Source organism: Caproiciproducens faecalis (genome assembly GCF_019448085.1).
Taxonomy (GTDB): domain Bacteria; phylum Bacillota; class Clostridia; order Oscillospirales; family Acutalibacteraceae; genus Caproiciproducens; species Caproiciproducens faecalis.
This window is the reverse complement of the sequence record NZ_JAGFNZ010000002.1, coordinates 299,870-318,534: the sequence shown is the minus strand read 5'-3', so window position 1 is coordinate 318,534 and position 18,665 is coordinate 299,870. Positions and strand designations below refer to the sequence as shown.

The 18,665-nt window shown below is 48.7% G+C and carries 18 protein-coding genes; 4 read left to right on the top strand and 14 right to left on the bottom strand.

Annotated features, from left to right (window positions below; all coding sequences use genetic code 11):
- Positions 1-2: 2 nt before the first annotated feature.
- Positions 3-2,558, top strand: a complete 2,556-nt coding sequence (locus tag J5W02_RS05910; RefSeq protein ID WP_219964751.1) for a glycosyltransferase — start codon at positions 3-5, stop codon at positions 2,556-2,558.
- 95 nt (positions 2,559-2,653) lie between these two features.
- Here the strand turns inward: J5W02_RS05910 and J5W02_RS05905 are convergent, their stop codons facing one another.
- On the bottom strand, positions 2,654-3,025 hold the full coding sequence (locus J5W02_RS05905; RefSeq protein ID WP_219964750.1) for a DUF4183 domain-containing protein: 372 nt from the start codon (positions 3,023-3,025) through the stop codon (positions 2,654-2,656).
- 308 nt (positions 3,026-3,333) lie between these two features.
- Between J5W02_RS05905 and J5W02_RS05900 the strand changes: the two genes are divergently transcribed.
- A complete protein-coding gene (locus J5W02_RS05900) occupies positions 3,334-4,002 on the top strand; it encodes a class I SAM-dependent methyltransferase (RefSeq protein ID WP_219964749.1) in 669 nt (222 codons plus the stop codon).
- A gap of 144 nt (positions 4,003-4,146) precedes the next feature.
- Here J5W02_RS05900 and J5W02_RS05895 read toward each other — a convergent pair whose 3' ends face one another.
- The 11 genes from J5W02_RS05895 to J5W02_RS05845 form a co-directional block, all read right to left on the bottom strand.
- Positions 4,147-5,541, bottom strand: a complete 1,395-nt coding sequence (locus tag J5W02_RS05895; protein WP_219964748.1) for an FAD-binding oxidoreductase — start codon at positions 5,539-5,541, stop codon at positions 4,147-4,149.
- On the bottom strand, positions 5,541-6,731 hold the full coding sequence (locus J5W02_RS05890; protein WP_219964747.1) for an electron transfer flavoprotein subunit alpha/FixB family protein: 1,191 nt from the start codon (positions 6,729-6,731) through the stop codon (positions 5,541-5,543). The genes J5W02_RS05895 and J5W02_RS05890 overlap by 1 nt, the downstream gene beginning before the upstream one ends.
- Positions 6,732-6,747: 16 nt before the next feature.
- A complete protein-coding gene (locus J5W02_RS05885) occupies positions 6,748-7,536 on the bottom strand; it encodes an electron transfer flavoprotein subunit beta/FixA family protein (RefSeq protein WP_219964746.1) in 789 nt (262 codons plus the stop codon).
- Positions 7,537-7,615: 79 nt separating this feature from the next.
- Positions 7,616-8,080 (bottom strand): hypothetical protein, encoded by a 465-nt coding sequence (locus J5W02_RS05880; protein WP_219964745.1) that lies wholly within the window; start codon positions 8,078-8,080, stop codon positions 7,616-7,618.
- Between the two features lie 69 nt (positions 8,081-8,149).
- Complete coding sequence (locus J5W02_RS05875) at positions 8,150-8,881, bottom strand: FadR/GntR family transcriptional regulator (protein ID WP_219964744.1); 732 nt, start codon at positions 8,879-8,881, stop codon at positions 8,150-8,152.
- A gap of 24 nt (positions 8,882-8,905) precedes the next feature.
- The gene (locus J5W02_RS05870) at positions 8,906-9,679 is read right to left on the bottom strand and encodes a fumarylacetoacetate hydrolase family protein (protein ID WP_219964743.1); all 774 of its coding nucleotides are present in this window, start codon (positions 9,677-9,679) and stop codon (positions 8,906-8,908) included.
- A 17-nt stretch (positions 9,680-9,696) separates the two neighbouring features.
- Entirely contained in the window at positions 9,697-10,407 is a 711-nt protein-coding gene (locus tag J5W02_RS05865) for an ABC transporter ATP-binding protein (protein WP_219964742.1), read from the bottom strand.
- Between the two features lie 15 nt (positions 10,408-10,422).
- Positions 10,423-11,202, bottom strand: a complete 780-nt coding sequence (locus J5W02_RS05860) for an ABC transporter ATP-binding protein (protein ID WP_219964741.1) — start codon at positions 11,200-11,202, stop codon at positions 10,423-10,425.
- Positions 11,199-12,197 (bottom strand): branched-chain amino acid ABC transporter permease, encoded by a 999-nt coding sequence (locus J5W02_RS05855; protein WP_219964740.1) that lies wholly within the window; start codon positions 12,195-12,197, stop codon positions 11,199-11,201. Before J5W02_RS05855 ends, J5W02_RS05860 begins: the two co-directional genes overlap by 4 nt.
- A gap of 17 nt (positions 12,198-12,214) precedes the next feature.
- Positions 12,215-13,093, bottom strand: a complete 879-nt coding sequence (locus J5W02_RS05850; protein WP_407928360.1) for a branched-chain amino acid ABC transporter permease — start codon at positions 13,091-13,093, stop codon at positions 12,215-12,217.
- An 82-nt stretch (positions 13,094-13,175) separates the two neighbouring features.
- Positions 13,176-14,426, bottom strand: a complete 1,251-nt coding sequence (locus J5W02_RS05845; protein WP_219964739.1) for an ABC transporter substrate-binding protein — start codon at positions 14,424-14,426, stop codon at positions 13,176-13,178.
- A 337-nt stretch (positions 14,427-14,763) separates the two neighbouring features.
- On the opposite strand from J5W02_RS05845, the gene J5W02_RS05840 reads away from it, so the two are divergent.
- Both J5W02_RS05840 and J5W02_RS05835 read left to right on the top strand, forming a co-directional pair.
- Positions 14,764-15,459, top strand: coding sequence for a FadR/GntR family transcriptional regulator (locus J5W02_RS05840; RefSeq protein ID WP_219964738.1), 696 nt, complete (start codon positions 14,764-14,766; stop codon positions 15,457-15,459).
- Positions 15,460-15,602: 143 nt separating this feature from the next.
- On the top strand, positions 15,603-16,685 hold the full coding sequence (locus tag J5W02_RS05835) for an iron-containing alcohol dehydrogenase (protein ID WP_219964737.1): 1,083 nt from the start codon (positions 15,603-15,605) through the stop codon (positions 16,683-16,685).
- Between the two features lie 90 nt (positions 16,686-16,775).
- Here the strand turns inward: J5W02_RS05835 and J5W02_RS05830 are convergent, their stop codons facing one another.
- Together J5W02_RS05830 and J5W02_RS05825 are read right to left on the bottom strand one after the other, a co-directional pair.
- Positions 16,776-17,663: a dihydrodipicolinate synthase family protein gene (locus tag J5W02_RS05830; protein ID WP_219964736.1), complete on the bottom strand. Its 888-nt coding sequence runs from the start codon at positions 17,661-17,663 to the stop codon at positions 16,776-16,778.
- Positions 17,664-17,853: 190 nt separating this feature from the next.
- On the bottom strand, positions 17,854-18,564 hold the full coding sequence (locus J5W02_RS05825) for a FadR/GntR family transcriptional regulator (RefSeq protein WP_219964735.1): 711 nt from the start codon (positions 18,562-18,564) through the stop codon (positions 17,854-17,856).
- Between the last annotated feature and the right edge of the window lie 101 nt (positions 18,565-18,665).

Here is an 18,665-nt window from a genome sequence, read left to right as displayed (position 1 = left end):
CCATGAACGAAAAAAAACAGTTAAGCCTGTGCATGGTTACGAAGAATGATGAAAAGTACCTTGTTGACAGTTTAAAAGAGTTTAAGGAAGTCGCCGACGAAACGGTTCTTGTTGACATAGGGTCGACTGACCGTACAGTCGAGCTTGCACGGCAGGAGGGCGCACAGGTTTATCAGATGGAATGGACGGACAGCTGGAGCGAGGCGAAAAATCTCTGTCTGGAACACGCGGCGGGCAGATGGGTTCTTTTCCTGCAGCCGGGGGAGATGGTTCCCGAAGAACACCGTGGGAAAATCCGGGAGCTGCTTATGAATCCAAATGTCGAGGGGTATCTGTTTCATCTGGACGGCACCACCAGAGAACATACGGTTTCTTCTCCCGTTCAGTCGCTGCGGCTGTTTCGGAACCGAAAGGAATACCGTTTTCAATACAGATCCTTTGAGAGAATCCCGGACGAACAGATCAACGCGCTGGAACCGGCCTCCGTCCGAATAGTACATAGGGATGATACGGCGCTTTTTCGCGAACTGGGTAAGCGGATTCCGCTGGTACAGAAAGACCTGGAGGAACGCCCGCTGGACAGCTATGTCCGGTATTTGGCCGGAATGGAGCTGCTAAACCAGAAAAAATATGAGGAGAGCGTCCCGCATTTTCAGGCGGCGATAGCAGAAGTAAATTTTGATGATCTCTTTGCTCCGCATCTGCTGAAATGTCTTGGCTGGGCGTACCTTTGCCTGCAGAAGTACGAGGAAGCACTGAATACTCTGAGCGAGGGGATCAAAAATTTTCCGGTTTATTCCGATTACTTTATTTTGCGCGCAGAAATCCATAAACAGCTTGGACAATACGGGGAAGCGCTTCAGGACTTGGATGCCTGCCTGAAAATCAAAGAACAGGCGGAGCGCTGCGTACCCTGTCCGGAAATCGGAGATTTCGTGCTGTTTGAAACGCTGGGAGAAATCCATGAACAGCTGTCAAATAGCCGACAGGCACTTGCCTGTTATCAGCGCGCCTATGAACTGAACAGCGCAAAGCGCGGCCTTTTACATAAAATAGGCCGGCTGATCCATAAAACGGCTTCCGTGGAAGTTATGGAGCATTTGTTGAAGCTGTCGGTGGAACAGAAAAATCCGGAACGGCTGGCCGCTCTGATGGAAATCCTTTTCCAACAGCGGGAGTATGTGAAAGTTTTGGATTATATGGAAGCCTTGGAGTCGCTTCTCGGAAAAGGAGAACAGACGGAAAGCATTCGCCTGTCCTGCCGTCTGATGCTGGGTGAAGAGCAGGAGGATTTTTCGGCCATTGGTAAGGAAAGCCCTTTTTACAGTCAAATTCTGCTGCTTCAAATACAAAACCGCTGGTTCCGCGATCAATTTCCGCAGGCGGAGCAGCTGCTTGCTGAAATGGATGATACACAGGGGATTGACGAGCCGGTTAAGGCTCTGCACCGATTCATTCAGGAATTATTGACCGGAAAGGAAACATACGGCAAAGCGTTGTTACGGCCGGAATATGAAACGGCGGCGGAACTTCACGACCATTTTTTATGGCTGGGTCAGGAAGAAAAAGCAAAAGTCCTGCTTTCTTTCCTATTAAAACAGGCGAATGACGATGATTTTATCAACCTTGCAAGGGCTTGGGCGCGCGGCAATCATTTTGAGATCATCGAAATGATATTCCGGTGTATTTCCGACGAGGAAAAGCAGAAGGTATTTAAACAAAAAGTCATAGAGCAGCTGTTGTCCGACGAAAAAACAGAATTGGCAAAGCAGGTGATACAGCTGGGAAAACCGCAGGCTATAGGAGATTTGGAATATGTTCTGTGGGCCAGGTTTTTTATGAAGAATCTGCAAGAATGGATTCGCAAAACGCAGGCAGCGGTTGGCGGCAAGGCGGAGACTCAGGCTGTGCCGGATCGGCAGTACAAGGAATTGCTTGCTTTTTTCAATCGCTTGCACATTGTACGCGAACCGGAGAAAGACAATTTTCATCATGGCGAGTGGAAGCTGACATGCGCGGAAATACACAAACAGACAGGAATTTATTACGAGAAAATGGAAAATAGAACGGGGGCTTTGACCGCATATCTGCGTACACTGCAATGGGAACCGTTGAATGAACACGCACAGGAAAGAATCTCCTGTTTCTTTGAAAAGGATCCGGAACTGTTTCATGTATTTCTGGTAAAAAGCAAGTGGGCGGCGGAGGGCGAATGGTTTCAGAGCAAGCGGGAGTTCGAAAATTATATTTACGGATTTATCCATTTCAGAAGACAATTGTTTGAACAGTCGCTTTCGTTCTTTATACAGAATACAGAGGATGAAGCGGTTTCTTCTGTCTCTATGGCTTACAGAATCGCAATCCTGTGGATTGAGGGAAAAAGGGCGGAAGCAGAAAACCAACTGAATCAATTAAACGAAACTTCAGGCCTTTTACCGCTGATTTTTTCGATTTGTAAAAACTATGCGCTGTGCAGACTGGAGGAAGGGGTTCGAAAGTACCCTTACAGTGAACGGATACGGAGCGAACGGGAAAGAATACGAAGCAAAAGCAGATAGCAAAAAGGATGTGCGGTTGAGCACATCCTTTTCACGCTTATTAAGAAACGACTGAACCGTATGCCCAGTGGTATGGTTATTGGGAAAAGAGCGGTTTATCCGTTTACAGCAGTGGTTGGTGCAAAGTTAGTTACGGCCAGCGTAATGGGGGAGCTTGCTAAAATCGTGATTGTTTGGGTAAGCGCGGCGTTGCCGATGGTAACACCGGCGGCGGAACCGACGGTATACATGCTGGACTGCGTTAACGTACCGTCAATAAACAGCGTGTAATAGCCGTTGCTTGTCGCTGCTGGAATGATGGAGGTTACTGCAACTCCGTCGTCATCTACAAAACGGTCTGGCAAAAGGGTGTAGGAGGTCAGAGAATTAATCGTGACATCCTCGGAGGCTGTTGTGAAATATCCCAGCTCCGTCGGAACCGTGTTGGTTACACCGTTCATAACCAGCTTAAATAACTGTAATGCCATTCATATCCTTCTTTCATTTTCTTAATATCGGCTTCTTGTATCTGGAGCGGTTGAGTCCCTTTCTGTCATTACTGTTGCAATGTTTGGTATATACCTAGGTCTGTAAGACGACTAGACAGGCAGGAATATGCCGATTCACCGCTTATAACACAGGAAGCAGCTGATATCAAGCTGTTAGTATAGTATGCAGAAGGCTTTCTTGTAGTCCCTGCTCTTTGTCCAACCCCATTAACGGTTTGTTGCGGGTAACACGGGTAACCGGTTCCACATAAGATAAGCTTATAATGGGATTGGCCGGGAGGTACGAAATGGCTAGCTTTGACAATGCATGGGAAGAGATATTTCAAAATCAGGAGTGGGGCAGATACCCCAGCGAAGAGGTTATCCGATTCATAGCAAGAAATTTTTACAAAAAAAACCGGGCGCAGATAAAACTGCTGGATATCGGTTGCGGAACGGGCGCTGTAACCTGGTATATGGCAAGGGAAGGCTTTGCCGTCTACGCTTTTGACGGCTCAGAAACAGCTGCCCATAAGGCTCGGCAAAGGATGCAGGAGGAAGGGCTGTACGCTCATATCTGTGTCAGCGATGCTGCCAGCCTGCCATATTCCGATGACTTTTTTGACGGGCTGGTTGACTCCGCCGCAATCTCCGGCAATACGGCTGAAAATATAAAAAAGATCTTACAGGAGTGCTTCCGCGTTTTAAAAACTGGCGGGAAGCTGTTTTCCACGGGCCTTTTCAAGGTGGGAATGTCCGGCTACGGTACCGGGGAAAAGCTGGAGGAAAACACTTACAGAGAAATTACGGAAGGAAATCTGGCTCACAGGGGAACCATCCATTTTTTCGAAGAACAAGAGATTAGAGCTCTGTGGTCACAGGCCGGATTCCAAAATATCGCGATCGATTCTGCCGACAGAACGGAGCAGGGCGGTCAGAACAGAATATCCTATTTTATGGTGGAAGCACAGAAATAACCCCCTGAAGCGGGCAGTGATTTTCTGCCTGCTTCAGGGGGCATTCCTAGTTTGCTTGGAAGAGGGTATGACTTCGATTTATGTCATGGTTTGTTGGAATTTTAGGTTCAGCCGGGCTTTGCAGGTCCCGAATTTCGGATTGGCTTACACGACTTTTCCGGGGTTCAGAATTCCATTGGGGTCAAAGGCCAGCTTGATTCCGCGCATAATGCGCATCTGTGCTTCGCCGTACTGGCGCGATAGGTATCTGCGCTTGGCAAAACCAATACCGTGTTCCCCGGAGACAAGCCCATGGTATTCCTCGGCTTTTCGGTACATGGCGTCAAATACAGTGTCTAACTTTTTTTGCCATTCTTTTTCCTCCATTTCATCGCGGCAAAGGTAGACATGGAGGTTGCCGTCACCGGCATGGCCAAAGCTTGGAATTCGCATACCGATTTCCTGGGCCAGCTGGTGTGTGAATTTTATAAAGTCCGCCACGCGGTTACGGGGTACGACTACGTCACACTCATCCATTGCCGTCGTAGAGGCTTTAATAGCTTCGAGAAACGCGCCGCGGGCCGACCAGACGGACTGTTTGCGCTCGTCGGTGTCAACGATGTAGACATCCAGCGCGCCGCGGTCGATGCAGAGCTTTGCAACCGTGTCGTAGTCTCGTTCCACCTGTTCCAGCGAGTTGCCGTCAAAGGTCAGTAAAATGTAGGCATCACTCTTGCTGTCCGGGAATTTTTTGCCCAGATATTCCTCGGCAAAAAGGATGGTTCCGCGTTCCATAAACTCAATTGCCGTGGGCACTGCCTTGGATTTGATGATTTCAGGCACCGCCTCCAGAGCTGCGTCCATGTCAGCGAAGGGGATCAGCAGGCTGACAGAAACTTTCGGCAGAGCCACTAGTTTAAGAACCGCTTCGGTAATGATGCCAAGAGTACCCTCGGAACCAATCATAAGATCTTTCAGACTGTAGCCGGAGCTGTTTTTGACTACTTTTCCGCCGAGCTTTATGACTTCGCCGGTGGGGAGTACAACGGTAAGGCCACGGACGTAATCACGCGTTACGCCGTATTTGACTGCGCGCATACCACCCGCGTTGGTGCTGATATTCCCGCCGATTGTCGCCGATTTTTCTCCGGGGTCCGGCGGATAAAGAAAATCGTTTTCCTCCGCAAACTGGGACAGTTCCATCAGCAGTACACCCGGTTCGACGGTTACCGTAAGATTTTCCGTGTCCAGTTCAAGGATACGGTTCATACCGGTGGTTTCCAGCATGATGCCGCCGTGCAGCGCGACCGAGGCGCCAACAAGACCCGTCCCAGAGCCGCGGACGACTACGGGAATATGCTGACAGTTGGCGTATTTCATAATTTCAGATATCTCTTCGGTACTTAAAACACGGATCAGCACCTCCGGCGCGTTCGTGATTCCGCCCAATTCGTCATGGCTGTAATCCTCGCCGATTTCTTCGCCCGTCAGGATTCGATCCTCGGGGATGATTTCACGCAGGCGGCGGAGTTCCTGTTCGGTTACTTTATGATAATCCATCAGTTTTCCTCCTTCATCTGCTGAATGAATGCCGGTACGATTTCATACAGGTCCCCCACGAAACCGTAGTGTGCAACGTCGAAAATAGGGGCGTTTTTATCTTTATTAACGGAGACGATGCAGTCGGAATTGCGCATACCTGCGGCAAACTGGACGGAGCCGGAAATTCCGAGGGTGATAATCAGCTTTGCTTTGACGGTTCTGCCGCTCAGGCCGATTTGGTGTTTGGCGTCAAACCACCCCGCCTCAATCAGCGGACGGGTACAGGCTATCTGTGCGCCCAGCAAAGACGCCAGCTCTTCTGCAAGAGCCAGATCCGCCTGACTTTTAATACCGCGGCCCACAGCGACGATGATATCGGCATCCGAGATGTCGATATCCTTGGGCTTGCGAATGATATCGAGTACCTGCATGGTATCTTTAAGCTGTTTTTCTTCTATTTCCATTCGGGTGATTCTGCCCCGCGGTGTTTCCTGTTTGGGCGGTGCGGAAAAAATTTTGTAGCGGACAGTGCAGAACTGCGGCCGGTTGCGCGGTGTAACGATCTGCGCCATAATGTTTCCGCCGAACGCGGGACGTATCTGTACCAAGTCGGTGTTTTCCTTCATATCCAGAACGGTGCAGTCGGCGGTCAGACCGGTACGGAAACGGGCCGCCACACGCGGCGCGAGAGAACGCCCGAGATGGGTAGCGCCCACCAGAATGGAGGATGGTTTTGTCTGATTAATGAAATGGGTAAAAACGTTGGCGTAGGGAAGAATCAAAAAATGCTTCAAAGCAGGGGAGTCATAGAGAAAAACCTCGTCCACACCGTAAAAAAGCAGTTTTTTTGCCTGATCCTCGATATTGAAGCCGATAAACAGGGCGTACACCGGCTGACCGGTCACTTTGGCAAGCTCGCGTGCTTTGCCGATCAGTTCTAATGTAACAGGGTGAATTCTGCCCTCGTCGTGCTCCACAAAGACGGTGATTCCTTTCCAAAGAGATTTGTCTACGGAAGGGGCTTCTTCTTTAATGAATTCGATTGCACCTTTGGGGCCTTTGTTGACACACATTTTGCACATTTTGCAGCCGGCTCCGATTTCAAGCCTGCCGTTTTCATATGTAATGGCGGAAAACGGACAAATTTTCATTAAGTCCTCTGCGTTTTCGGCCGTGATTTTATCATGATTGATTTTTAAGTAAGACAAAACGAACTTTCCCTCCTTATATGAATTTTTTCTGCAAGAGCAGGTCAAAAAGCTTTTGGGAAAGCTCATTGCCCGAACCTTCGTAAATCTCTTTCGAAAGATTTTTTTCCGGTGGGAAAATACGTTCCACTTGTGTGGGAGATCCCGAAAGGCCGTAGTGGCCCTCGTTTTTGTCCTCAAAATCGGCTAAGGAAAATACAGAAATGCCGTCCGGATTGACAGAACATTTTCGCCGGTAGGAAGGAAGCCGGGGCGTATTGATGTTTTTTTCCACCGTTAAAAGACAGGGCAAGGGCATTTTTTGAACCTGTGCAAAACCGTCCATTGTTATGCGTACGGTAAGAAATCCATCTTCTGCTTCGGTAATCTCCTGCACGTTTGTGGCGTGAGGAATATTTAGAAATTCTGCCGTTTCCGGCCCAACCTGGGCGGTGTCGCCGTCCGTTGTCTGCTTTCCGCAAAGAATCAGATCATACTGTCCCATTTTTCGAATTCCCTGAGAGAGGGTGTAACTGGTGGCAACTACGTCCGCGCCGCCGAATCTGCGGTCACTGATAAGGCACCCCTTGTCGGCGCCCATGCAGATCGCTTCCAGTAACGAAGACTTGGCCTGCGGGGGGCCCATCGTAATCACGTCGACAGTGCCGCCGTGCTGCTGACGCAGACACATGGCCAGCTCCAGAGAGTATAAATCGTAGGGGTTCATCTTTGAGGCGACTCCGTCGCGCTTGAGCACCCCGGTAACGGGGTCCACCTCTACGTTGCTGGTACCGGGTACTTGCTTGATACATACTAAAATATTCATCGCTGCTATTCCCTCATGTTCTTCCGTTATTGTGATAAAGCAGAGTCATCCCAAACGGATGTCCCGGCAAAGCTCCCTGCTAACGGGTAATTCCTTCCAACGCTTCCGCGGGGCTGAGGCGGGGAGCGTCCATTGCGGGACTGGTCACAATGATCGTAACCGGTGTGTCATCCTGTGCTACGGCTACAAAATGCGCTTTGTTGGGGTGGATAATGATTTGTGTGCCTGCGGGAACTCTGACAAGCTGGACGCTGTCCATATCGATTTTTCCGTCTTGAATGTCCGCAAACGGCATAATGGCAGTCCCTTGTACAAAATAGAACATTTCGCAGTCCTCGTGGTACTCCAACTCCGCAAAAACCGGAGTATGCTTCCAGATGTTCAGCACGCCGCCCGCCAATGTGCTCTGTTTCATACCGGCGCGCAGGGTTGTCGCTCTCCACTCAAACCAGTTTTCCCGGTAAACCTCCGCTGCCCCGGGCATCTGAACGTCTACCCCCTTGATCAGGCCAGGGGCGATATCCTGTATTTTATATTGTTTCATTGTCATACTCTCCTTTTTATTTCAGATTACCTTTTGCCAAAAGCCGGGCCAATTAGCCTCTAGTGACTTTTATATCACAGAATTTTTATCATACATTTTAGATTGCAGGTTTTTCAGCATTTTCAGGTAATTGATGCGTGAATAGGCAACGTGCATCCTCATCTCTTCCACGGCTGTTTCAGTCTGACTGTTCACCATTGCGTCGTACATTTTGCGGTGCCCTTCCTGCGCGTTCAGGCCTTCCTGGTGACTTTTAAAGGACTCGCGGCGCAGTTCCCGCTGCAGCCAGTTGATATTGTCCATAATGTTCAGGATAAACTGATTCCTGCTCGTTTCCAAAATTGCCTTGTGAAATTCATAATCGGTTGTTTCCATCACGCTTGGATCACCCGATTCCATCGCCCGTTCAAACGCAAGCAGTTTTTCGTGAATCTTTTCCATATCCGCAGGAGTCGCCCGTTCCATAGCCAGCTTGATTGCAAGCGGCTCCATGGCTCCCCTTACATTGACAAAATCGGTGATTCTTGTTTTGTTCTGTTCATACCAATCCTCGGCACTCTGCTTTTCATTACCGATGGGATTAATGATAAACACTCCCTTGCCGCACAATACCTCCACAACCCCTTCCGCCTCCAGTACGCGGATCGCTTCCCGGACCGCAGAGCGGCCTATGTTTAAAATGGCCCCGATTTCCGCCTGTGTCGGTAGCCGGTCACCAATCTGATAGCCTTCGGTTTGTATCAGCTCTTTCAGTTTTTCCACTGTCTGGTCAGTCACAGATACCTTGTGAATTGGTTTCATATTCTCACTTCCTTACCGGCAAGCCTAATCGCATTGTGTTTGAGCTGCCTTCACTGTGTTTGTCAGCCGGCCAATCCGCCCGATTTCCACATCCACCACATCGCCGGGGTGAATGGCTCCCACGCCGGAAGGGGTCCCCGTCAGAATGACATCACCCGGCTCCAGAGTCATAATCTGCGAAAGATAGCTTACGAGTTCATACGGCTGAAACAGCAGCTGGGACGTATTGGAGTGCTGAACCAGACGACCGTTCAGATAGGTTCGTATCTCCAGTTCTGTGGGGTCGGCCTGCGTTTGGATGCAGGGACCCAGCGGCAGAAAGGTATCAAAGCCTTTTGCGATTGTCCACTGGCCGTCGGCCGGCTGATAGTCGCGCGCGCTTACGTCGTTTGCGCAGGTGTACCCCAATATGTATTTTGGCGCGTCTGCCTTTTCAACCCGTTTGGCTCTTTTCCCAATCACGACTGCCAGCTCGCCTTCATAATCCACGTGGGACGAAATGGCGGGATACTCGATTTCCTGCTGCGGCGCGATCACCGCGGTGCTCGGCTTTAAAAATACGACCGGTGAATCCGGCGTTTTTGCCCCGGATTCCGCAATGTGGTCCTTGTAATTCAGTCCGATGCAGACCGCCTTTTTAGGCATGACCGGACTCAGCAGCCGCACCCGGCAAAGCGGAACCGTTTCTCCGGTTTCGGAAAAGCCGCTCTCAATATCGCCCTTCAGGCGGCGGACGGTTTGGTCTTCCAGACTTCCAAATTCAATTTTTTCTTCAAACTGGTAACGGATCAATTTCATAATGTACCATCTTTCCTTTATCCGCCAAGATATGCTTTCTTGATGGTCGGGCTGTTGAGCAGCTCCTGGCTGTTTCCGCACTGTACCATATGGCCCACTTCCATGACATAGGTTCTGTCGGAAATGGACATTGCCATAAATGCGTTCTGTTCTACAATGATAACGGGAATTTTGCGGTTTTCGTGTATTTTTACAATTGCGTCAAACATCTCGCTGACAGTGACCGGTGCAAGGCCCAGAGAAGGCTCGTCAAACATAATCAGCTTTGGGTCGGACATCATTCCTCTGCAAATGGCAAGCATCTGCTGTTCACCGCCGCTGAGGGTGCCCGCCAGCTGCTTGGAACGTTCCTTCAGACGCGGGAAGAGGGCGTAGGATTCCTCAATATTATTGTTCAGTTCCGTTTTCGAGAATTTTCTGTTGAATGCACCCATTTCCAGATTTTCAAGCACGGACATTTCCGGAAAAACCTCACGACCCTCCGGTACATAAACAATTCCTTTGTGAACAATCTTGTGAGCGCGGATATTGCTGATTTCTTCGCCCATGAATTCGATGGAACCACTGCTGGCTTTATTCAGTCCGGCAATCGCTTTCATCAGCGTGGACTTTCCCGCTCCATTGGCGCCGATGATGGAGACGATCTCTTTATCGTTGATCTCCATGGAAACGTCGAAAAGGGCCTGCACTTTTCCGTAAAATACATCAATTTTATTAATCTTTAGCACGGTTCAACCTCCTCCTTAGGCTTTTTCAGACTGGTATCTGTTGCCCAGGTATGCCTTGATGACTTCATCGTTGTTTTTAATCTCATCAGGCGTACCCTCTGCAATTTTTGCGCCGAAGTTCAAAACGGTAATCCGACTGCAGATATTCATGACGACATCCATGTTGTGTTCAATCAGGAATAAGTCAATTCCGAGGTCGAAGGTTTTCAGCATGATATTTACAAACTCCACGCGCTCGGAAGGGTTCAGTCCGGCCGCGGGTTCATCCAAAAAAAGCAGCTTCGGGTCCATCATCAGCGCTCGGCCCAGCTCGGTCATTTTTTGACGTCCGTACGGCAATGACGAGACTTTTTCATCCTTCAGGTCATACATCCCGATGAAGTCCAGAACCTGTTTTGCTTTTTCCTCCACCTGTTTTTCTTCTTTCCGGCTTGTTGCGGGATCGATCAGGAAACGCAGGATACCTGACGGCATCATCTGGTGACCGCCCACCATCAGGTTTTCCATGACTGTCATGGAGGTGAACAGTTTCAGATTCTGGAACGTCCTTCCGATTCCCAACCGGGCGATCTGGTGGGTGGGCATTGTGCTGATTTCGGTGTCCCCATAGAAAATCCGGCCGCTTGTTACCGGAAAAGCGCCGGTAATCATGTTGATGGTCGTGGTTTTTCCCGAACCGTTCGGCCCAATCAGCGCGTGGATGTTCCGTTCAGCCATTTCAAAGGACAAATCACGTACCGCGACCAGCCCGGAAAAGTTTTTTACAACATTTTCTGTCCTTAATATTGTCTTCATTTGGCTAATCTACCTCCCCACACTTCCGTTGCCTTTTTAATGGAATGGAATATATTGAAATGTTTTTCCTGCCTTTCTGATTTCTTGAAAAGAGAAACAATGCCGTTCGGCAGGAATACCGCGAAAATCAGTGTGATAATACTGAAAATCAGCCAGTAATAGTTCTGCATAAAGCGAAGAATTTCCGGTAAAAGGGTAACCATGACGGCGCCCAGTATGTTGCCCGCTACAGAGCCGATTCCGCCGATCATCATCATGACAAGATAATTTACAGACAAGTCCTGATTAAACGCTGTGGGATTGATATAACCCATCATATGGGTGTACAGGAAACCGCCGATGCAGCCGTAAATCGCCGCCATTGTGAAAGCAAGTATTTTCAGATTTGCCACGTCGATCCCACAGGCTTCCACTGCGTCGCTGTTGTCCCTGATTGCTTTGAAAACCCTGCCCCATTTGGAAGAAACCACCCTTGCCGCCGCTATGGCCAGAATAATGGCAAGTCCAAAATAGAGATAGTAGATTTTAAAAGGAGTGTTGAACTCAAATCCGAATAAATTTAGAAACGGAATATTCTGAACGCCCTGTGAGCCGCCCGTGAAATCAATGGCGTTGGTAAGGATCAGCCTCACAACCTCACTGAAGCCGATCGTGGTAAGCGAGAGATACACGCCCTTCACGCGCAGGCTGGGATAGCCTAGGCCTCTTCCAATCAGAAAACCGACCAGAATAGCGATTGGAAAGCCGATCCAGACCGGCGTGTGCAGCTTTGTGCACATCAATGCCGACGCATAGGCGCCCAGCGCGAAAATTCCCGCCGTGCCCAGATTCATCTGGCCGGTCAGGCCGGTAATAAAGTTCAGCCCCATGACCACAATGATATTGACAAACACCTGGTTCATTAATTGTTGATGATATAGATTTCCGTCAAGCATAGGGAATGCAATCAGCAAAACAAATACCAGAACCATCAGTGCGATTTTAATTTTTTTCATACCCGGCATTCTCCTTTCTAGCGCAAATTTTTCCTATGTCCCAAAATGCCGGACGGTCGGACCAGCAGGAAGATAATCATGAGTACAAAACCGACACAGTCTTTGTAAACAGCCGGAAGGACGATGGTACTGAAATTTTCCAATACGCCGAGGAAAACACCGCCGGCGATAACCCCGGGAAGATAGCCGAAGCCGCCGATTACACCGGAAGAAAATCCTTTCAGTCCGATCATGTTTGCCATGGAGGTGTCTACGGTGAACAGCGGGATGACGAGCATACCGATTACCGTGCACACCAGTGAACTGAGTACGATGGTAAACACAATGTTTTTGCTGACGTCAATTCCCATCAGCGTGGCTGCCTTTTTGTTTTGTTGGACGCACCGCATGGCTTTTCCGGTTTTGGTCGTCTTGAAAAAGATCTGCAGTGCGGCGACCAGCAGGGACGATATCACAATGATCCAGACATTGACGCGGCCGATGATAATATTTCCGAGCTGATAAGTGCCCGTTAAATAATTCGGCAGGGTAAAGGGGATGGGCCCCCAGATCAGACGTACCATTTCCGAGATGATTCGTCCAAGTACAACCGTGCCCATAACCGCAAAAATAGGGGAGGCCATGCTGCGCAGAGGGTTGAAAATTCCAACCGCCACCAGCATGCCGAATATAAACATAACCAGTAAGGACGCAATGACCCCGACGGCGGGGGGCAGGCCCATCTTGACAACAAAAGTACCTGCAAAGATATAGGCGCTCAGCATGATGAATTTATCATGGCTGAAATTCAGAAGGCCGGTTGAATTCCATACTAAGGTATATTCAATGCCAACCAGTGCATAGATAAATCCCATGGCAACGCCGCTGACTATTAACTGCAAGATGCTTTCCATCATCGTTTTTCATCTTCTTTCTATTCGTCATAAAAAATCCGCCTGTTGCTGCGGCGCAAAATGCAACAACAGGCGGAAATTGCACTTACTTTACGTCAACAGAAATCGTCTTGATAACCTGAGGAACCTTGCTCTTGATCTGAACCAGCTTGCACTCATGGATCAGCTCGTTGTTGCTGTCGGCATTATATGTACCGGAAAGTCCTTTAACGCCTTTGGTGGAGGCCAGCGCTTCGCGGATTGCTTCGCGGTCTGCTTTTCCCGCGCGGGTGATCGCGTCCGCAAGCAGATAGGTTACGCTGTAGTTGTTTCCCGCATATTGGTCAGGGGCGATGCCGTATTTGGCCTGGAAACGTTTCGCAAAATCCTGTACCTCTGCAGATGGGTCGGTAATTACGAAATCGCATACGCTGTAGAAACCTTCGACAGCCTTTTCATCAATCAGATCCAAAACCTGCTTTGTGGAGGTGGCCGTGGAAGTAATCACCGGTTTGTTCAAGTGAAGTTCGTAGAACTGGCGTGCTGTCAAAGCGGATTCCGCGTCGTCCGTCCAGGAAATCACCGCGTCGACATTTTCATTTTTCAGCTTCATGATCTGACCGGTCAGGTCTTTGTCGCCGGAGTTGTGACCTTCGGAAACGAAAGGAATGCCAACCTTGGTAAGATAGGCTTCAATAACGCCCTTGCCGCCTACGCCGAAATCGTTGTTGTTGTAGGAGATGCCGACTTTCTTGGCGCCCAGATCTTCTACTGCGTATTTTGCTGCGACTTCCGCGGAAATTGCGTCGCAGGGCCTGATTTTAAACAGGTACTCATTGCCGATGGTTCTCAGTTTGGGGCTGGTTCCCTGTGAGAGGAACGGAACTTTTGCCTTTTTCAGAGTATCGCTGGCTGCCATGACGCTGCCGCTCAGATGGGGCCCGATAATGGCGACCACATCGGGGTTGCTGGCCAGCTTGTTGACAGCGTTGATAACAACGCTCTGATTGGACTGGTCGTCCGCGACTTCAATCACCAGCTCCTTGCCCAGAACACCGCCCTTGGCGTTGATTTCTTCAACCGCCATTTTTACACCCTGGAGTGTTCTTTCGCCGGCCATCGGAATGCTTCCGGTAATCCCTGCGGAAACGCCGATGGTAATTTTGCCGTCAAACTTCTTCCCCGCCGCGGCGTTTGACGCACTCGGACTGCCGGAAGTGCCTGACGACTGTGAATTGCCCGCACACCCGTAGGAAAATGTCAAACATAATGCCATTACCAAAGCGGTGATCTTCCTGAACCAACTCTTGTTGACAGTGGTTGCGCAGTGTGCACTCATGGTTTCGACCTTTTTCATTGTTTTTTCTCCTCCTAAAATAAATACTGGATGGGAATTTGCGGGAACATTCACGCTGGGTTGTAAGATCATAAAATCATATGATTGTCTGATAACATACGTAAATTATACGAGAGTAAATTCCATCTGTCAAGAGTGTTATTAACTTAATTATATATTTATTTTTAATATTTTAATTTTTTTATGTGCAATATTTTAAAATCATTTGTAAGACAGTCGGACAAAAATATAAATTTGGCTTAAAACAAAAAGATCTTAGTTGCTTTTTTCCGTTAAACATTTTATAATTGTTTTTGATTAAAGTATTGCCTGTATATTGAGAGGAGTGTTCTGCTGTATGCAGCCTATCACAAAAGTTTCTATCACGGATAAGGTGGTTGAAGCGATTAAAGAATATATTATAACCGGGAATTATTCTTCCGGGGATAAGCTCCCCTCTGAAAACGGATTGAGCCAGCAGCTACAGGTGGGTCGTTCCACCATTCGAGAAGCCCTTCGAATTCTGCAGGCAATGGGGTATGTGGACATTCAGCACGGAAGAGGCGCTTTTGTCGCTCAGCCGCATGATATTACTGCCAGCATTGCAAAAAACTGGTTTTCTGTAAACAATTATAAAATTGCGGACATCATGGAAGTACGCCTTGCGGTGGAGCAGATGATGGCGAAGCTTTGCGCCACAAACATGACGGACAATGAGCTGGCCAGCTTGATGGAAATTCACGAAAATTTTGTGGAGGCCATTCATACAGGGCAAATCAACCAGATCATTATGTACGATGAATATTTTCACGCCGGCATTGCAAAGGGGTCGCACAATCCGCTGTTTATGACCATCAATGCCCAGATTTCCGATGCGCTCAGATCCTACCGCGCCCACTCGTACTCCATTCCTGAGAATCGTGTGCACGCAGTGAAGCCGCATCAGGATATTATTCAGGCGTTGATTAAGCACGATCCTATGGAAGCATCCAAAGCAATGGAAGCACACATCCTGGTGGCGCTGGAAGATATGTCTATGCTGGCACAGGAGTAGGAACAAGTTAAAAAAACAGTGCCGCTTTTTATAAAAGGGTTGTAATTTCCCGACATTGATGGTATTATTTCTACAATATGAATTGTCTGATATCAGTCATTATGCTCACCAAACAAGGATACAATACAAAGGAGTACGGGTTTATGAATAATCGGGAAGCTATCCAGCTCGGCGCAGGAAGATATATTCAGTATTACGGAGCTCTCAATGAGATCGGCGCTGAGGCTTCGTCGCTTGGGCACAAAGCTTATATTTTAGGCGATGAAACCACGCTGGCTAAGGTGATGAAAAAAATAGGAATAAAACTGCAGCAGGCCGGGATGGATTATGTAGTAAAAGCATTTGACGAGCCGGCTGTTGATGCGAGTTTTAATCAAATTGCTCAGGATGTCCGGGAGAGCGGCGCGGAGGTTATTATTGGCGTGGGCGGAGGAAAAACAATAGATATTGCCAAAGGCGCGAGTGACCTGACAGGGGTCAAAATCATTACTGTGCCTACCTCTGCTGCTACCTGCGCTTCCTACGCGGTTCTGTATGTGGCCTATAATGAAAACGGATCGGTAAACGGCAGCCGCTTTATGCACCATGAGGTCAGTGCGGTCATTGTCGATCTGGAGATCGTTCAGGATGACTGCCCGCCGCGCTATTTCGCTTCCGGAATTGCGGACGCAATGGCAAAGGATCCGGAAATTATGTTCACCATGATCCGATTGGGAACCGCCAACAACCGCGCCAATACCGACGCCGCGACGGTCGTTGCGAAATACACCTATGACAATTATCTGGAAAAGGCACAGAAGGCCTATCAAGCGTTTGTCAATAAAGAACACTGCGATTTGGTAGAAGACATCATTTGCTGCAATATTATGCTTACAGGGCTGGTTTCCAACCTCTCCACCGGCGGAAAACAGCTGGCACTTGCTCATAATTTTTACGATGCGGTCTGCTGCATGTACAAGGATGTACGCCGCCGGTACCTGCACGGGGAACTGGTCGGTCTGGGTATCCCGCTGCAGCTGGGGGTTAACGGTGTTTCTTCCGGTGAAATTCAGGATATCAGGGACTTTCTGAAAGGAATCGGAGTTCCCGTTACTTTGAGCGAGATCGGTATTTCCGGTGATGAAGCAACTCTGGAACAGCTGACGGATTATATTCTGAATGCTACCGACAAAGATGATCCAAAGCTGCGCAAAGCGATTCGGGAGAATTTAAAATACATGATGTAACTGAAAAAATCCCGCTGCCCGCTGTAGTCGGGGCAGGCGGGATTTTTTGTGCGCATGGAAAAGCCCCCGGCTTCGGCCGGGGGTAAGTTGTTATTTTATAAAACCTGCGTTCCGCAGAGCGGTTTCGATCTTTTTCTGATCCTGCTCCGCAATATGGGTGATTGGGGAACGCGGGTATCCCGGGTTCCTGCCCAGCAGATGCAGTGCGTGCTTAATCCGGATGGGGAACTGGTTGCCGGCAATCGCCTGCCAGGTAGCGTACATTCTGTTCTGAAGCTGCAGAGCGTGGGCATTGTTCTTGTTCTGAACATCGTTCCACATTTCCACGCAGATCTCCGGGAAGACGGTCAGAATAGCGGAGATTGCGCCGTCAGCCCCAAGTTCATAGGTAGAGTACAGCATGTCGTCTGTTGCGCTGAATATTTTTCCGCGCTCGCCGTTTATCATCTTCTGCTCGTAAAATGCCATAATTCCGCCGCAGCTTTGTTTAATGCCCACGACGTTTTCAATGTTGAGCAGACGGCTGAACAGATGGGCTGAAATGGTGTTCTGAGGAACAACGTTGTAAATTACAATCGGAAGGTTTACTTCTTTGGAAATCGTTTCATAGAAGCTGTAGTTGCCTTCGTCGTCCGGAACAAGCACGTTGTAGGATACCGGCGTAATCATCAGTGCATCCGCGCCGGCGGCCTTTGCTGCCTGTGCTCCGGCTACTGCTGCCTTGGTACTGTTGCGGATTACTCCAGCCACAATCAAAATATCCTTGTCAATCGAGCGGATGATTTCGATCATGCGAACCAGCTCGCTGTCCGTTACAGCAGCTCCTTCACCGGTGCTGCCGCCGGGACTGATTCCGTGAACGCCCGCTTTCAGTAAAACCTTGATTTCCTTTTCGACAAGTGCCTCATCCAGCTCGCCGTCTTTTGTAAACGGAGTGATGAGCGGAGCGATAATGCCATAAAGCTTCTTCTCTGCCACTAGAACTTCCTCCTAATATCATAATCATGACATCGGACGAAACCGGCCCGCTTTATGCCGAAAGCGGTGGCCAACAAGCATAACAATATGATTGTAATATTGTCTGACAATTAATCTTGTGGTTATTATACTTTACTGTGTAAAATCTGTCAATAGAGAAAACCGGCGTTGCGTAAATATTTTCCGCAGGTTAATCTGTGTCGGACATTATCATCCCCAGCAGCGCATGCATGTCGGACTCTACCGTCTGCAAATGTCTGGTAATGGTGTTGACGCTTTCCTCTACATTCCTTTCCTTCATCTGTTTTAAAATTTCAGAATGGAAGGGGAGGGCGTTGCTGTAGACCCCGCTGTCTGAAAAGGTATATGCGCGGAACTGGCGGAACAGGTTGACCAGGCCTTTGCTGATATTGATGAGCAGTTTATTGCCTGAAAGCTTTATGATCTCTTGATGAAAAGCTTCATCGAGCAGTAATAGCTGAGCCGGGTCTTTTTTGTTAATTGCGTTAATGAAAGCGGAGTGAATCGCTTCCAATTCCGCGTACTTCTCATCCGTCAGCTTTTCCACCGCAAGGCGCATGGCAATCGGCTCGATGCCCTGACGAACCTGAATATACTCCTGAAAGGTGGCACTGTTGGCGATAAACAGCGGCTTGCTGTTTTCTTTCGTTTTTTTCCAGTCGGCGACAAAGGAACCCTTGCCGGATTTTAGTTCCACGTAGCCCATGGCTTCCAGTACTTTAAACGCTTCGCGCAGGGTCGGACGGCTGACGTCCAGCTCCTTGCACAGCAGCGCTTCGGGCGCAAATTTCTCACCCGCTTTAAAGGTTCCCATGATAATTTGTTCTTTAATGGTATCCACAACGGTATCTGTTAGTGAAATTTTTTTAATTTGTTCCATTTGCTGCATCTCCGTTTAATAAGCTTCAATTATGCAACAAGTATACAAACTGCTCAAATATCTGTCAAGCTAATATTTTTTTTAAATAAAAGATTGACATT

Coding starts and splice junctions, on each gene's coding strand:
- J5W02_RS05845 (WP_219964739.1), bottom strand. CDS start 14,426: ATGAAAAAGGTCGAAACCATGAGTGCACACTGCGCAACCACTGTCAAC.
- J5W02_RS05870 (WP_219964743.1), bottom strand. CDS start 9,679: ATGAAATTGATCCGTTACCAGTTTGAAGAAAAAATTGAATTTGGAAGT.
- J5W02_RS05840 (WP_219964738.1), top strand. CDS start 14,764: ATGCAGCCTATCACAAAAGTTTCTATCACGGATAAGGTGGTTGAAGCG.
- J5W02_RS05905 (WP_219964750.1), bottom strand. CDS start 3,025: ATGGCATTACAGTTATTTAAGCTGGTTATGAACGGTGTAACCAACACG.
- J5W02_RS05900 (WP_219964749.1), top strand. CDS start 3,334: ATGGCTAGCTTTGACAATGCATGGGAAGAGATATTTCAAAATCAGGAG.
- J5W02_RS05825 (WP_219964735.1), bottom strand. CDS start 18,564: ATGGAACAAATTAAAAAAATTTCACTAACAGATACCGTTGTGGATACC.
- J5W02_RS05895 (WP_219964748.1), bottom strand. CDS start 5,541: ATGGATTATCATAAAGTAACCGAACAGGAACTCCGCCGCCTGCGTGAA.
- J5W02_RS05855 (WP_219964740.1), bottom strand. CDS start 12,197: ATGAAAAAAATTAAAATCGCACTGATGGTTCTGGTATTTGTTTTGCTG.
- J5W02_RS05880 (WP_219964745.1), bottom strand. CDS start 8,080: ATGAAACAATATAAAATACAGGATATCGCCCCTGGCCTGATCAAGGGG.
- J5W02_RS05835 (WP_219964737.1), top strand. CDS start 15,603: ATGAATAATCGGGAAGCTATCCAGCTCGGCGCAGGAAGATATATTCAG.
- J5W02_RS05910 (WP_219964751.1), top strand. CDS start 3: ATGAACGAAAAAAAACAGTTAAGCCTGTGCATGGTTACGAAGAATGAT.
- J5W02_RS05875 (WP_219964744.1), bottom strand. CDS start 8,881: ATGAAACCAATTCACAAGGTATCTGTGACTGACCAGACAGTGGAAAAA.
- J5W02_RS05860 (WP_219964741.1), bottom strand. CDS start 11,202: ATGAAGACAATATTAAGGACAGAAAATGTTGTAAAAAACTTTTCCGGG.
- J5W02_RS05850 (WP_407928360.1), bottom strand. CDS start 13,093: ATGATGGAAAGCATCTTGCAGTTAATAGTCAGCGGCGTTGCCATGGGA.
- J5W02_RS05885 (WP_219964746.1), bottom strand. CDS start 7,536: ATGAATATTTTAGTATGTATCAAGCAAGTACCCGGTACCAGCAACGTA.